This window comes from Streptomyces atriruber (assembly GCF_001418325.1).
Classification (GTDB): domain Bacteria; phylum Actinomycetota; class Actinomycetes; order Streptomycetales; family Streptomycetaceae; genus Streptomyces; species Streptomyces atriruber.
In genome coordinates, this window is sequence record NZ_LIPN01000335.1 from 1 (window position 1) to 14714 (window position 14714).

11 protein-coding genes are annotated in these 14714 nt (G+C 70.0%); 3 read left to right on the forward strand and 8 right to left on the reverse strand.

Annotated features, from left to right (window positions below; genetic code table 11):
- The coding region (gene secA / locus AOK03_RS30155; protein ID WP_055568533.1) for a preprotein translocase subunit SecA at positions 1–2412 on the reverse strand (2412 nt) is incomplete at its 3' end.
- Positions 2413–2635: 223 nt separating this feature from the next.
- Between secA and AOK03_RS30160 the strand changes: the two genes are divergently transcribed.
- Both AOK03_RS30160 and AOK03_RS30165 read left to right on the forward strand, forming a co-directional pair.
- The gene (locus AOK03_RS30160) at positions 2636–3226 is read left to right on the forward strand and encodes a GNAT family N-acetyltransferase (protein WP_055568534.1); all 591 of its coding nucleotides are present in this window, start codon (positions 2636–2638) and stop codon (positions 3224–3226) included.
- Between the two features lie 93 nt (positions 3227–3319).
- Positions 3320–4483, forward strand: a complete 1164-nt coding sequence (locus AOK03_RS30165) for a winged helix-turn-helix domain-containing protein (RefSeq protein WP_055568535.1) — start codon at positions 3320–3322, stop codon at positions 4481–4483.
- Positions 4484–4486: 3 nt separating this feature from the next.
- Here the strand turns inward: AOK03_RS30165 and AOK03_RS30170 are convergent, their stop codons facing one another.
- The 7 genes from AOK03_RS30170 to mtnA all read right to left on the reverse strand — a co-directional run bounded on the left by AOK03_RS30170 (position 4487) and on the right by mtnA (position 13288).
- The gene (locus AOK03_RS30170) at positions 4487–5230 is read right to left on the reverse strand and encodes a response regulator (protein ID WP_055568536.1); all 744 of its coding nucleotides are present in this window, start codon (positions 5228–5230) and stop codon (positions 4487–4489) included.
- A 198-nt stretch (positions 5231–5428) separates the two neighbouring features.
- Positions 5429–6121 (reverse strand): ribosome hibernation-promoting factor, HPF/YfiA family, encoded by a 693-nt coding sequence (hpf, locus tag AOK03_RS30175; protein ID WP_055568537.1) that lies wholly within the window; start codon positions 6119–6121, stop codon positions 5429–5431.
- A gap of 316 nt (positions 6122–6437) precedes the next feature.
- Positions 6438–7301 carry a ComF family protein gene (locus AOK03_RS30180; protein WP_055568538.1) on the reverse strand — a complete coding sequence of 288 codons (864 nt, stop codon included), beginning with the start codon at positions 7299–7301 and terminating at the stop codon, positions 6438–6440.
- A 194-nt stretch (positions 7302–7495) separates the two neighbouring features.
- On the reverse strand, positions 7496–9358 hold the full coding sequence (locus tag AOK03_RS30185; protein WP_425264427.1) for an LpqB family beta-propeller domain-containing protein: 1863 nt from the start codon (positions 9356–9358) through the stop codon (positions 7496–7498).
- Positions 9348–11435 carry an MtrAB system histidine kinase MtrB gene (mtrB, locus tag AOK03_RS30190; protein ID WP_079075040.1) on the reverse strand — a complete coding sequence of 696 codons (2088 nt, stop codon included), beginning with the start codon at positions 11433–11435 and terminating at the stop codon, positions 9348–9350. Before mtrB ends, AOK03_RS30185 begins: the two co-directional genes overlap by 11 nt.
- Before the next feature lies 1 nt (position 11436).
- On the reverse strand, positions 11437–12126 hold the full coding sequence (mtrA, locus tag AOK03_RS30195) for a two-component system response regulator MtrA (RefSeq protein WP_189176211.1): 690 nt from the start codon (positions 12124–12126) through the stop codon (positions 11437–11439).
- Between the two features lie 4 nt (positions 12127–12130).
- Positions 12131–13288: an S-methyl-5-thioribose-1-phosphate isomerase gene (mtnA, locus tag AOK03_RS30200; RefSeq protein ID WP_055568540.1), complete on the reverse strand. Its 1158-nt coding sequence runs from the start codon at positions 13286–13288 to the stop codon at positions 12131–12133.
- A 140-nt stretch (positions 13289–13428) separates the two neighbouring features.
- On the opposite strand from mtnA, the gene AOK03_RS30205 reads away from it, so the two are divergent.
- Positions 13429–14714: DUF7847 domain-containing protein (locus AOK03_RS30205; RefSeq protein ID WP_055568541.1), on the forward strand; the 1286-nt coding region annotated here is incomplete at its 3' end.

Consider the following 14714-nt stretch of genomic DNA (forward strand, 5'->3'; position numbering starts at 1 on the left):
GATGCCCTCCTGGAGGTAGTCCATCTCGTAGAGGTGCTCACGCCACTTGCGGTCGAGGACCGAGAGAACGACACGCCGCTCGAGCTCACGCATGATGTCGGAGCCGAGCTGCGCCTCGCGCGCCTCGTACTGCTCGTGGATGTCTTCCTTGATGGACTCGGAGATGAACTCGGCGGTGAGACCCGCGCGGTCGCCCGCGTCCTCCTCGAGCTCCTCGACCGTGACCTTGACGGGGTAGAGCTGCTTGAACGCGCCCCACAGCCGGTCCACGTCCCATTCCTCGGCGAAGCCCTCGGCGGTCTCCGCGGCGATGTACGCGTCGATCGTGTCGTCCATGAAGTGCGTGACCTGCTCCTGCAGATCCTCGCCCTCCAGGACGCGACGCCGCTCGCCGTAGATGACCCCGCGCTGGCGGTTGAGGACCTCGTCGTACTTGAGGACGTTCTTGCGGGTCTCGAAGTGCTGCTGCTCGACCTGGGACTGCGCGGAGGCGATCGCGCGGGTCACCATCTTGTTCTCGATCGGCACGTCGTCCGGCACGTTCGCCATGGACATCACGCGCTCGACCATCTGGGCCTTGAACAGGCGCATCAGGTCGTCGCCCAGCGACAGGTAGAACCGCGACTCGCCGGGGTCGCCCTGACGTCCGGAACGACCGCGCAGCTGGTTGTCGATACGACGCGACTCGTGCCGCTCCGTGCCGAGGACGTACAGCCCGCCGAGCTCCTTGACCTCTTCGAACTCCGCCTTCACGGCCCGCTCGGCCTTCTCCAGGGCGGCGGGCAGCGCCGCGGCCCACTCCTCGACGTGCTCGACGGGGTCGAGGCCGCGCTGGCGCAGCTCCGCCTCCGCGAGGTCGTCGGGGTTGCCGCCGAGCTTGATGTCGGTGCCTCGACCGGCCATGTTCGTGGCGACGGTGACGGCGCCCTTGCGGCCGGCCTGGGCGACGATCGTCGCCTCACGGTCGTGCTGCTTGGCGTTCAGCACTTCGTGCTGGACGCCGCGCTTCGACAGCTGCTGGGAGAGGTACTCCGACTTCTCCACGGAGGTGGTGCCGACCAGGATCGGCTGCCCCTTCTCGTGCTTCTCCGCGATGTCGTCGACGACGGCGGCGAACTTCGCGACCTCGGTGCGGTAGATCAGGTCGGACTGGTCCGCGCGGACCATCGGCCGGTTCGTCGGGATCGGCACGACGCCCAGCTTGTAGATCTGGTGGAACTCGGCGGCCTCGGTCATGGCCGTACCGGTCATGCCGGAGAGGCCGCTGTCGTAGCCGTCGCGCTTGTAGAGGCGGAAGAAGTTCTGGAGGGTGATGGTCGCAAGGGTCTGGTTCTCGTCCTTGATGTCCACCCCTTCCTTCGCCTCGATCGCCTGGTGCATGCCCTCGTTGTAGCGGCGGCCGGCGAGGATACGGCCGGTGTGCTCGTCGACGATCATGACTTCGCCGTCGATGACGACGTAGTCCTTGTCCTTCTTGAAGAGTTCCTTGGCCTTGATGGCGTTGTTGAGGTAACCCACCAGAGGCGTGTTCACCGACTCGTACAGGTTGTCGATGCCGAGCCAGTCCTCGACCTTGGCGACGCCGGACTCGTGGATGGCGACGGTGCGCTTCTTCTCGTCGACCTCGTAGTCCCCGGTCTCCTCGATGCCCTTGAGCTGGTTGCCGGGCTCGCCCTTGGTGAGGCGGGTGACCAGCTTCGCGAAGTCGCCGTACCACTTGGTGGCCTGGTCGGCGGGGCCGGAGATGATCAGCGGCGTACGGGCCTCGTCGACGAGAATCGAGTCGACCTCGTCGACGATCGCGAAGTTGTGACCGCGCTGGACGAGCTCGTCCTGCGACCAGGCCATGTTGTCGCGGAGGTAGTCGAAGCCGAACTCGTTGTTCGTGCCGTACGTGATGTCGCAGTTGTACTGCTCGCGACGCTGGGCCGGCGTCATGTTGGCCAGGATGCAGCCGACCTGCAGGCCCAGGAACTTGTGGACGCGGCCCATCATCTCGGAGTCGCGCTCGGCCAGGTAGTCGTTGACCGTGATCAGGTGGACGCCCTTGCCGGAGAGGGCGTTCAGATACGCGGGAAGCGTGCCGACGAGGGTCTTGCCCTCACCGGTCTTCATTTCGGCGACATAGCCCATGTGCAGCGCGGCGCCGCCCATCATCTGGACGTCGTAGTGGCGCTGGCCCAGGACGCGCTTGGCGGCCTCACGGACCGTCGCGAAGGCCTCGGGCAGGAGGTCGTCGAGCGTCTCGCCGTCGGCGTAACGCTCCTTGTATTCCTGGGTCAGCGCGCGCAGCTCGGCGTCGGAGAGGCTGACGAAGTCCTCTTCGATGGAGTTGACCTGGTCCGCGATGCGGTGCAGCTTGCGCAGGATCTTGCCTTCGCCTGCACGCATGATCTTCGAGAGGACGGACACGGGGGTTGGTCTCCTTGCCGGTCGGGCCTGGCATGGTCGGTTTTACTCGTCGGGCAACGGCCATCGTATGCGAGGACCGGGCCGCGCCGGGAGGTGTGCCATGAGGTCAACGGACGAGGAGCGCCGAAGGTGCCGGGTTGGGCCCATGAGTGCCTCGTGAGAGCTGATCACGAAAGCCGGTAAAACGCTGGATCCGGGCGCCCGGTCCCAGCAGAATCGTTTGATGGAGCCCGTCACTCTCACTACCGAACGTCTGTTCCTGCGCGCCTTCGCGCCCGAGGACACGGACGAGACCTACGCGGCCTGCCAGGACCCCGAGATCCAGCGCTGGACGACCATCCCGTCGCCGTACACGCGCGTGGACGCCGAGAACTTCATCACCCGCATCGTCCCGGACGAATGGCGCGACGACGTGGAGTACACCTTCGCCGTGCGCCCCCGGGAGGGCGGCCCGCTGCTCGCCGCGGCCAGCCTGCACCATCCGCGCTCGGGCACCTGGGAGGTCGGCTACTGGACGGCCAAGGAGCACCGCGGCCGCGGCTTCATGACGGAAACCGTGCTCGGCCTCGCCCGCTGGGCGTTCACGGACCTGCGCTGCACCCGCCTGGAGTGGCGCGCGGAGGTCGGCAACACCGGCTCGCGGGCGGTCGTGGAGAGGGCCGGATTCACCGTGGAGGGCATCCACCGCGCGGGCCTGCTCAACAAGGGAACGCTCCGTGACTGCTGGGTCGGCGCGCTGCTCCCCTCGGACATCGGAGTGCCGTCGCCGCACCCGTACCTGCCCGCGAAGGCGCGCGGACCGAGAGAAGCGTGACGGACCGAGAGAAGCGTGACGGATCGGGGAACGTGACGGATCGGGGAAAGCGTGAGTGATCAACTGTCAGTGCCTCCCCCTATCGTTCGGACCATGACGAGCCTGCCGAGTCCCGCCACCGCCCTCTCCGCCGACGAGGCCCGCCGCATCGCCCTGCGCGCGCAGGGCTTCCTGGGGGCGCCCGACCGCAGGTCCGGGGTGCGGGGCGTGCTGCGCCACCTCGGCTCGGTCCAGCTCGACACGATCTCGGTCCTGGCCCGCTCGCACGAACTCGTTCCGTACGCGCGCCTGGGCGCCGTGGGCCGCGACACCGTCGAGGCGGCGTACTGGACGCAGACCCACGCCTTCGAATACTGGTCGCACGCCGCGTGCATCCTCCCCATCGAGGAGTGGCCGCACTTCGCCTTCCGCCGCCGCGCCTACCGCACCCGCCCCCATTGGCACCACGACCTGCCCTCGGGCGCGTACGACCAGGTGATCAAGCAGCTGCGCGCGGAAGGCCCGCTCACCGCGACGGAGTTGGGCGGCGCGAAGAACAAGGGCGAGTGGTGGGACTGGTCCGAGTCGAAGATCGCCGTCGAGCGGGCGCTGATGCACGGCGAGGTGGTGTGCACGGAGCGCCGCTCCTGGAAGCGGGTGTACGACCTGGCGGAGCGCGCCGTCCCGGACACGCTGCTCCACGACGACCTGGACGACGCGGAGTGCCTGCGCCGGCTGGTCCGCCAGGCCGGCGACGCGCTGGGAGTCGGCACGCGCGCGGACATCGCCGACTACCACCGCCTCAAGGGCGAGCAGTTCGACGCCGTGGTCGCGGATTCGGGCCTGGTGCCGGTGACCGTGCAGGGCTGGGACAAGCCCGCCTGGGCGGACCCGAAGGCCCTGGAGACGACGCCTCGCGGCCGTCACCGCACGACGCTGCTCTCCCCCTTCGACTCGCTGATCTGGGAGCGGGCGCGCACGGAGCGGATCTTCGGCTTCACCCACCGCCTGGAGGCGTACGTGCCCAAGCCGAAGCGGATCCACGGCTATTTCGCGATGCCCCTGCTCGCGGGCGGCAAGCTCCTCGGCCGGGTCGACCCCGCGCGCGAGGGCAGCACGCTGGTGGCCAAGCAGGTCTCGCTGGACTCCCCGAAGGCGGTCGCGCCGATGGCGCAGGCGCTGCTCGAAGCGGCGTCCTGGGTCGGCTGCGATTCCGTGCGCGTGGAGCGGATGAACCGCCCGGAGCTGACGGCGGACCTGGTGCGTGCCCTCGCCTGATCCTCACCTGATCTCGAGGATCTTCTCCCGCATCGCGTAGACCACGGCTTCCATCCTGGAGTGCAGCTGAAGCTTCTCCAGGATGTTGCGCACGTGGTTCTTCACGGTGTTCTCGGAGATGAACAACTCCTTGGCGATGTCGCGGTTGTTCATCCCGGTGGCGACGAGCTTCAGCACTTCGAGCTCCCGGTCGGTCAGCCGGGGCGCGGGGACGAGCCGCCGCTCGTCCGTGCGCTGGATCATCGACTTGAACTCGGTGAGCAGCTTGGACGCCATCGAGGGGCTGATCTGCGACTGCCCGTCGGCCACCGCGCGGATCGCCGTGGCCACCTCGTCCGTGGAGATCTCCTTGAGGAGATAGCCGGTCGCGCCCGCCTTGATCGCGTCGTAGAGGTCGGCTTCCTCGTCGCTGATCGTCAGCATGATGATCTTGGCGCTGGGCGCCACCTCCTTGATGGAGGTGCACGCCTCGATGCCGCCGCGCTTCGGCATGCGTACGTCCATGAGCACGATGTCGGGCAGCAGATCGGCGGCCTTGTCCACCGCCTCGGCGCCGTCGCCCGCCTCGCCGACCACCTGGATGTCCTCCTCGGCGGCGAGGACGATCTCCAGACCCCGGCGGAAGAGGGCGTGGTCATCCACCACAAGGACCCTGATGGGCTCCTTGCGTGGGGCGCCCGCATCCGTGCCGATGCCGATGCCGTCGCCGGCACCCTCGTGACGCATCGGTCCGAAGCTGTCCGCCATCGTTCCTCCCCCATGAAGGCCCGCGGCCTGTTGTGCCTCTGCTGCGCCAACGCCAGGCTGCAGCACACCGGTTGACCGGCCCGCCCATGATTTCATGCCCGGCGCCGGTGCGGTGCGCGCACTGGGCGCACGGTGGTGCCCCTGGGGGCGCACAGGCGCTCCAGGGGCACCACAACGGCTGTCACAGGGGGGCGACGGTCAGCCGCCGAGTGCCCCGCCTCCGCCGCCCGTCTCGGCCTTGGCGACCATGGGGTCGGTGTTCAGGCGGATGACGCCGTAGTCGTACGCGTGCCGTCGGTAGACGACGCTGGGTTCCTTGGACTCGGAGTCGACGAACAAGTAGAAGTCGTGTCCGACCAGCTCCATCTCGTAGAGCGCCTGGTCGAGTGACATGGGTGCCGCGACGTGGGTCTTCTCCCGGACCACGAGGGGGCCTTCGCCCTGGATCTCGAGGGAGCCGATCTTCTTGACCGGCACGCCGTCCGGCTCTTCCTCGCGTGCGATGGTGCCGTCCCCGTTGAAGGACGCCGCCTCCGGGACCCGCTCGGTGACTTCGGCGGCCGAAAGCCTGCCGTTCCCCCGCCGGTTGTGGCGCTTCTCGTGCTGCTTGCGCAGTCGTGCGTCGAGCTTGGCGGTGGCCAGGTCGAGCGCCGCGTAGGGATCGGCTGCCGAGGCCTCCGCGCGAATCACGGGACCGCGCCCGCGGACGGTGATCTCCACGCGGTCGGAACGGTCGGCCTGACGCGGGTTGGTTTCCTTGGACACCTCGACGTCGAGGCTGATCACCTTGCCGTCGAGCTTCTGGATCTTGTCCAGCTTCAGCTTCTCGGCCACGTGCTTGCGGAACCGCTCGGGCACCTCGGTCTTGCGGCCCTTGACGACGATGTCCACGCAGAACTCCGTTCCCGGATCGCTCCGCTTCGACCGCGGAGCATCTCCCTTTTGCACCAGACTCCGGTGTCTGCCGGAGCCTCGGACTCGGTGACTTCCACCTCCTCCTCCCCCGTGGGCGAGATCTCCACCCCACCGGCCCGGGTGATTGCGGAAAAACCGCGGACCGGCATTCCGATATACGAGGTCCGGCGTTCGCCATTCCTCATACAACCGAACATATCTCGCCTGAGTGGATGTCGTCACCCTCTACTGCCGCGTACCTCCATTCAGGTGTATCGACCCTCTCACCACCTGCAACGATGCAAGTTCTCAATCAGTTCCGGTTTATTTCGAAAGAATCCGGTGGCGCGGCGACAACGGCTGCGCCGATCGCTTTCCCGCAGCCCGATACGGACCTTCGCGCGACCCCCGATACCGGGCCCCGCACGGCCTCCGCTCCCGTGTTCTCTTCCGTGTGTACGGCACGTAATGCGCGGGCGGCCTCAGCCAAAGAAGCACCGGTGGTCATGAGGTCGTCCACGACTACGACTCGGCCCTCACCTCCCAGCAACCGTCCACCGCCGGCGGCCACCTCCAGGGCGCCCGCCACATTGGCCTGCCGCTGCCGGGAGTCGAGCCCCGACTGGTCGGCCACCGCGCGCCGTTGACGCAGCACCGCGAGCACCCGCGCCGGGATTCCAGCCCGCCGCAGCTCTCCCGCCGCGGCGAAGGCGATCCGTCGCGCCGGATCGTGCCCGCGGGCCCGCACAGCGGCCCGCGACGAGGGCACAGGCACGAGCGACACCGGCATCACCCGCCCCTGTGGGCCATCCTGAGTGCCGCCTACCCCGCTTCGCGCCCCCGTATCACCCCGACCCGGGGATTCCCCCGCAGCCAGGGATTCGCCCCGCAGAACGGCACACACGGCCCCGGCCAGCGCTGCGCCCAGCGGCGCGGCGAGCCCCAGGGCGCCCCGCTCCTTGTGCGCGAGCAGCACGGCCCGAGCGGCGTCCTCGTACGGCACGGCGGCGAACACGACGGGCAGCCCGGGCGGCTCCGGCTCCGGTCGCGCCCGGCGCGGCACGGCCCCGCACAGAGCGGCACGGCACTCGTCGCACAGTGCTGTCCGAGGCCTCCCACAGCCTCCGCACTCGGTCGGCAACACCAGGTCGGTGAGGTCCTGCCACCACCCCCGCATGTCCCCACTGTGCCAAGGCCGGGACAGTGCGGCCACCCCTGTGGATAACTGCCTGTGGACAACTCCCCGGCGCTTGACGCAGCCGAGGAGCGAGGGCTGCTCGGGCAGGCGGGACCACCCGCCCGGGGGGGGCAGACGTGGCCGCCCAGGGAGCAGACGTGGGCGGCCAGGGAGCAGGCAGGGCCACCCCGGACTCACCCGGGATAGACCGGCGCCAGCCCTTCCTTCACGACCGTCTGCCACTGCGACCCCGTCGGCAGCCGCACGATTCCGTCGTCCGAGTGCGCCACCAGCGGCTGCCGCTCGTCCTCGGACGCCGCGATCTCCTGGACGCCGGTCAGGCCGGGCAGCGCGGTGTTCGCGAGCACCGAGCCGTCGCACTGGACGTACCGGATCTGCTGGACCCCGCCGGTCTCCCGGCCGACCACCACGAGCCGGCTCCCGCCCGCCCACGACATGGCCGTGACCTCTTCCATCTGCGGCGCGGCGGGGGTCGGGTCGAGGACGGAGATCTCGGGCCGCTCCCCCTTGCGGGCGTCCCGGTCGGCGCGGCCGATCCACAGGGACCTCTTGCCGTCCTTCTCCACGAGGAGCGCGATGCGCACGCCGTCGGCCGACACCCGCACCTCCCGGATCTGCCCGTCCAGCGCGGGGACCTGGACCTCGACCGGGTCGCCCGAACCCTGTTCGAGCCAGAGCAGCCGCGGCCGCTTCGGATCCCGGTCAGCCACCCACAGGTTGCCCCTGCCGTCCCAACTGGGCGTGGAGAGACGGTCCTTCTCCGACTTGGCCTTGCTGCGCAGCCGCACCTTGCCGAGCGTCTCGTCCGAGAGCAGCGAGCCCATGTACAGCGCCTTGCCGTCGAGGGACACCCCGGCCGCCCGCTGCTCGTCACGCGAGACCGCCGCCGAGCGCAACGGCTGGTCACCGGTGCCGAGGGCACCCGTCACCGGCTCGGGGTCGACCGAGCCCCCGGCGTTGGCCGACATCCGGACCAGCCGGTGCTTCTCGTCGACGAAGTACTGATAGCCCGGGCGGTCCGTGCTCGGGTGGGACGCGACGGTCTCGGCACGCTCCTGGCTCAGCACACAGAGCATCGAGCCGTTGGAACGCTGCAGCGTCACCTGCTCGACCCCCGAAGGGGTCAAGTCCTGCAAGGTGAAGAGCAGCTGCGCCGCCATCTCCTTGCACTTCGTCTGCCCGGTTCCGTCGGAACGGCTGTTCAACTGCACCGTCAACCTGTTCTGGTCGTCCAGCGTCAGCGGCTTGTCGGGGTCCTTGAGCTCCGTACCGCTCCGGAAACTCGAAAGCACCACCGGCCGGAGCCAGTTGGTCGGCCCCTCCAGCAGCGTCTTCACCGTCTGCGTCAACGGTTCGATCCGCTGTCGGATGTACACGGGATCCGCGACGAGCCCCGTGCGGCCGCTCACACCCGCTCCGGTGGGCCCGGCGAAGTAGTACTTGTTGACGGACCGGTAGATCCGCTGGAAATCCGATTCCCCGAGCACGACGCCCGGCGGCGGCTTGTCGATCCGCCACTCGTTCCCGCCCGGTCCGCCGTTCTGGCTGAGGTGCACGGACTGGGTGTAGGCCGCGTCCTCCGGGCGGTACGCGTGCTGCGCGTCCACCCTTGCGACCTGTCGGCCCGTCAGGGAGTAGCGGCGGCTGCCCTCGCCGTCGTTGCCCGCGTTGCCCGCGTCCGTGTTCGGACCGTCGGCGAGCACCGTCGTGGACTCCTCCGGATCCCACGCCTGCGACGCCTTCTTGGTCAGGTACTTGCGCGCCATCGCGAACTGCGGGTCATCACTGGTCAGCGCCTCCAGGAACCCCTGCACGATCTCCACGGGCCGGGCGCCCTCGCGCGGCGGCATCGCGTAGACACGGACCTGCGACTGCGAGTCCGGCCGCTGCGAGGCGTCGACGGACTTCAGGTTCCCGCTGTCCGGCATCGAGGCGCAGCCGGCCAGGAGCGCCCCGCAGCTGCCCAGCAGCAGTCCGGTGCGCAGCGGACGTCGGCGGCCCGCACGGCGGCCGCGCCCGGCTTGGTCAGCGCCCACGAGTGTTCTCCTCATCCCTGTCCGCAGCCGCCCCCGAGCCTGGTTCCCCGTCACTGTCACCACTCGTCACGCCCGGCGCACCCGGCTCGCCCGACAGCTCGTCGTCCAGGGGCCGACGCGGCACGACCCTCGACCCGTTGCCGGGCAGTGCCGTCGGATCCACGGGCCCTGTGTTCAGGAGCCGCGGCGGTATGGGCCCCTTCGCGGGAACGGGCGGCTGCACCCTCTCCGACGCCAGCGCGGACGGCTGCGCGGGAACCGTGGCCAGCTTGTTCACGCCCCCGATGGGCAGCCCGGCGTCGTTCAGACCCCGGTGCCTGCGCGAGTCGTCCGGCTCCAGCGGTATCGGCGAACCCCGCAGCGGCTCGTCCGCCGTCCTCGGCAGCGTGAGCCTGAACTGCGAGCCACCACCGGGCTCGCCCCAGGCCTGCAGCCAGCCGCCGTGCAGTCGTGCGTCCTCCAGGGCGATGGACAGTCCGAGCCCCGTACCACCGGTGGTACGCGCGCGTGCCGGATCCGCCCGCCAGAAGCGGCTGAACACTCGGGTCGCCTCGCCGGGCTTGAGACCCACTCCGTAGTCCCGCACCGCGACGGCCACCGCGCCGCCCGCGGCAGCGAGCCGCACCACGACGTCCTTGCCCTCGCCGTGCTCCACGGCGTTGACGACGAGATTGCGCAGCACCCGCTCCACACGCCGCGCATCGGCCTCGGCGACCACGGGCTGCTGGTCCCCCACGACCCGTATGTGCGTGCCCTTGCGCTCGGCGAGCAGCTCCGCACCGCCGACCACCCTGCGCACGACCTCACGGAGGTCTATCGGCTCGGCCTCCAGCGCCGCCGCCCCCGCGTCGAACCTGCTGATCTCCAGCAGATCGGCGAGCAGCGACTCGAAACGGTCCAGCTGATCGGCGAGCAACTCGGCCGACCGCGCGGTCACCGGATCGAAGTCCACCCGCGCCTCGTGAATGACATCGGCAGCCATCCGGACCGTAGTCAGCGGCGTCCGCAGCTCGTGTGACACGTCGGACACGAACCGTCGCTGCATCCGCGACAGCTCCTCCAGCTGCTGGATCTTCAGCTGCAGGTTCTGCGCCATCTTGTTGAAGGCCTCACCGAGCCGCGCGATGTCGTCCTCGCCGGTGACCTTCATACGTTCCTGAAGGCGTCCGGCGGAGAGCCGCTCGGCAATGCCCGCGGCCATCCGGACCGGCGTCACGACCTGGCGCACCACGAGCCAGGCAATGGCGCCGAGCAGCACCACGACGAAGAGCCCGGCGGTCGCGAGGGTCGTCCTGACCAGGTTCAGCGACTCCTCCTCCTGCGTCAGCGGGAAGAGGTAGTACAGCTGGTACGGGTCGCCGTTGAGATCGTTGAGCCGCTTGCCGATCACCAGCCCCGACTGCGGCTCCCGGCGGTCGTCGTAGATGATCCGCGTATTGGCCTGGTAGACGCCCGTGCCGTTGTCGACCTGGCGGCGCAGTTCCTCCGGCACGCTCAGGATCGGCTCCACGCCGCCCGAGGCGCGCGAGCCCCGCACGCTCCCGGAGTCACCCGCGGAAGTGGGGCTCAGCGTCACCACGGCGAACGCGTTCTGACCACCGCTGGAGAGCTGCTCGACGAGGTCGGACATCCACATGGCGGCATTGCGCCCGTCGGCCGTACTGCCGTCCTGGCCCTGTCCCGCGCTCTGCCGCGCGGCGTTGACACTGTCCTGCGCCGCTCTGAAGCCGCCGTCGGCCTGGCTCTGCGACGCCTTCACCTTGGCCTTGAGCAGGCCGTTGTTCACCGAACTCATGACGGCGAACCCGAGCATGAGCACCACGCCGAGCGACATCAGCAGGGTCGTGGCGACGACCTTCAGCTGGATGTTGCGCCGCCACAGCCGCACCGCGGGCAGCAGCGGACGGCGCACCCAGCGCGCGAAGAGCCGGAGCACAGGGCTGCCCTGCACTCCGCCCTGCAGCAGCAGCCCGCCGTCGACGAGCCGCCCGAACCCGGACGAGCGCCGTCCCGGTCCAGTCCGCCCCGTGCGAGCCCCCGGACCCCCGGGCGCCGAGGGGGAACTGTCCCGGGACACGTCAGCTCGGTCCGGCCTTGTAACCGACACCACGGACGGTCACCACGATCTCCGGCCGCTCCGGGTCCCGCTCGACCTTCGACCGCAGCCGCTGGACGTGCACGTTCACCAGCCGGGTGTCCGCCGCGTGCCGGTAGCCCCAGACCTGCTCGAGCAGCACCTCACGGGTGAACACCTGCCACGGCTTGCGGGCCAGCGCGACCAGCAGGTCGAACTCCAGCGGCGTCAGCGCGATCGACTGCCCGTCCCGCTTCACGGAGTGCCCCGCCACGTCGATGACCAGGTCACCGATGGCCAGCTGCTCGGGAGCGGGCTCCTCCGACCTCCGCAGCCGCGCCCGGATCCGGGCCACGAGCTCCTTCGGCTTGAACGGCTTGACGATGTAGTCGTCGGCCCCCGACTCCAGACCGACCACCACGTCAACGGTGTCGCTCTTGGCCGTGAGCATGACGATCGGCACTCCGGACTCCGCCCTGATCAGGCGGCACACCTCGATGCCGTCACGCCCCGGCAGCATCAAGTCGAGCAGCACAAGATCGGGCTTGGCCTCCCGGAAAGCGGCCAGCGCCTTGTCGCCATCAGCTACGAACGACGGCTCGAAACCTTCACCACGCAGCACAATCCCGAGCATCTCGGCCAGTGCGGTGTCGTCGTCGACGACAAGGACTCGTCCCTTCATGCCTGACATCATCCCATTAGCTAATCGTTACCTGGCGTGACCTGGAACACAGCTCGGCAAGGCCCTCTGCTGTCACAGGTGACAGAACGCCCTCTTCCGTGACGATCGCCGTCACCAACTCGGGTGGCGTCACGTCGAAGGCGGGGTTGTACGCCTGCGTCCCCAGGGGTGCCACCGGTATCCCGCCTCCCGCTTCCATCCCGACCACCGGCGCATACGGCGCCATGACCTCCGTCACTTCGTGCCCACCCCGCTGCTCCACCTCGATGGCCGTTCCGTCCGGCGTGCCCGGGTCCACGGTCGTCACCGGCGCCACCACGATGAACGGCACGTGGTGGTATCGGGCCAGCACGGCGAGCGGATAGCTCCCCACCTTGTTCGCCACCGAACCGTCGGCCGCGATGCGGTCGGCACCGATCAGCACGGCATCCACCTCACCCGCAGCGAACAGCGAACCCGCCGCGTTGTCCGTAAGCAAGGTGTACGCCATTCCGCTCCGCGCCGCCTCGTAGGCGGTGAGCCTGGCCCCCTGGAGCAGCGGCCTCGTCTCGTCCACCCACAACCTGCGCAGCCTCCCCTCCCGGTGCGCCCTGAGCGCCACCGCGAACGCCGTGCCCTCCCCTCCGGAGACCAGTGCCCCCGTGTTGCAGTGCGTCAGGATCCGGTGCCCGCCCCCGGGCAGCAGCTCGTCGAGGAGCGTCAGACCGTGCGCCGCCATCCTGGTGCTCGCCTCAGCGTCCTCCGCGTGCAGCGCCCGTGCCGTCTCGAGCGCGACATCCGCGGCCGCGCTGGCATCGGCGCCGCCCACCACCGCGGCTCGATACGCGGCCTGGGCCCGGCGCGCGCCGTAGGCAAGGTTGACCGCGGTGGGCCGCGCCCCTGCCAGTGCGTCCGCCGCCTCGTCCACGTCGAAGCCCCGGGCCGCGGCGAGCGCGACGCCGTACGCCCCCGCGATGCCCAGGAGCGGCGCCCCTCGCACCGCGAGCCTCCGGATCGCGTCCACCAGGGCCGGTGCGTCGGTGCACACCAGCTCGATCTCCTCGCCGGGCAGCCTGGTCTGGTCGAGCAGGACCAGAACGGGGCCTTCGGGCAGGTCGTCCCAGCGGATCGCGGGAACCGCGGGGATCTCGGTCGGCCGTTTGTCCTCGCTGGATTGCGCGTACTGATCAGCCATCCGCCCAGTCTGCCCCGTACCCGGCGGACAATTGAAGGTATCCAGCCCCTACGGCGCGCGGTCACCTCCCGGGCGCACCGTGGCACGATGGCTGGCAACCTGCCGCCGCACCCGCGGACGGGCACCTTGAAGGAGCGACGATGAACGACACTCCGGGCTGGGCATCGCCCGGATCTGCCCCCTCCGACGGACCGGACTCCGGCAAGCCGGACGCCACCGGGCCCGCTGACGCCGAGACCGGGGACGCCGGTCGGCAGGGCGGCCCGTCCAAGTGGTCCAAGGAGCAGCCGCCGCCCGCCCAGTGGTCCCCGCCCAGCGAGCCGGTCCCGGGCCAGACACCGCCTCCGCCGCCCCCTCCGCCCGGTCAGGGCGGCGGCTGGGGCTGGGGCGGCCGCCCGCCCGGCCCTGGTGGCCCCGGCGGCCCCGGCGCTCCGGGAGGCCCCGGCGGCTACCGCGGCTGGGGAGCCTGGCAGGGCCCCCCGCCCGCCGCCAAGCCCGGCGTCATCCCGCTCCGCCCGCTCGGCGTCGGCGAGATCCTCGACGGCGCGGTGTCGACCATGCGTGCCCACTGGCGCACGGTTCTCGGCATCTCCCTGACCGTGGCCGTGCTCACGGAGATCGTCGTCGTCCTCCTGCAGGGCCTCGTCCTCAACGAGTCCGTCGACACCGAGGCCCTCGACGACCCGAGCGCGACCGTCGGCGAACTGACCCGCGCCCTGGGCGACACCATGCTCAGCTCCGGGGTGGTCCTCCTGGTCACCCTGCTCGGCACGATCGTCGCGACGGCCGTGCTCACGATGGTCACCAGCCGCGCGGTGCTCGGTAAGTCGGTCACCATCTCGGAGGCCTGGCAGGACTCCCGCCCCCAGCTGGCCAAGCTGTTCGGTCTGACCCTGCTCATTCCGCTCATCGGCGTGGCCATCGTCGCCATCGGCACCCTGCCCGGTCTGCTGATCGCCCTGGCGGGCGCATCCGACGCCGGAGCCAGCCTCGCCGTCCTCGGCGGTCTCGGCGCGGCCGTCGCCGCCCTGTGGATCGTGGTCCGCCTCTCCCTCGCCTCCCCCGCGCTCATGCTGGAGAAGCAGGGCATCAAGAAGTCCCTCACCCGCTCCGCCAAGCTGGTCCGTGGCTCCTGGTGGCGGGTCTTCGGCATCCAGCTGCTCGCGGCGATCATCGCGAACGTCGTGGCGTCGATCATCGTCATCCCGTTCACGTTCATCGCCGGCGCGGTCAGCGGCGACGGCGTCACCGGCTTCCTCGAGAACACCGGCGAGTTCGGCTGGACGTTCCTGATCGTCAGCGGCGTCGGGTCGGTCATCGGCTCCATGCTGACGTTCCCGATCACGGCCGGAGTCACCGTGCTCCTCTACATCGACCAGCGGATCCGCCGCGAGGCCCTCGACCTCGAACTCGCCCGCGCCGCCGG

Coding starts and splice junctions, on each gene's coding strand:
- AOK03_RS30160 (WP_055568534.1), top strand. CDS start 2,636: ATGGAGCCCGTCACTCTCACTACCGAACGTCTGTTCCTGCGCGCCTTC.
- AOK03_RS30165 (WP_055568535.1), top strand. CDS start 3,320: ATGACGAGCCTGCCGAGTCCCGCCACCGCCCTCTCCGCCGACGAGGCC.
- AOK03_RS30170 (WP_055568536.1), bottom strand. CDS start 5,230: ATGGCGGACAGCTTCGGACCGATGCGTCACGAGGGTGCCGGCGACGGC.
- AOK03_RS30180 (WP_055568538.1), bottom strand. CDS start 7,301: ATGCGGGGGTGGTGGCAGGACCTCACCGACCTGGTGTTGCCGACCGAG.
- mtrA (WP_189176211.1), bottom strand. CDS start 12,126: ATGATGTCAGGCATGAAGGGACGAGTCCTTGTCGTCGACGACGACACC.
- mtnA (WP_055568540.1), bottom strand. CDS start 13,288: ATGGCTGATCAGTACGCGCAATCCAGCGAGGACAAACGGCCGACCGAG.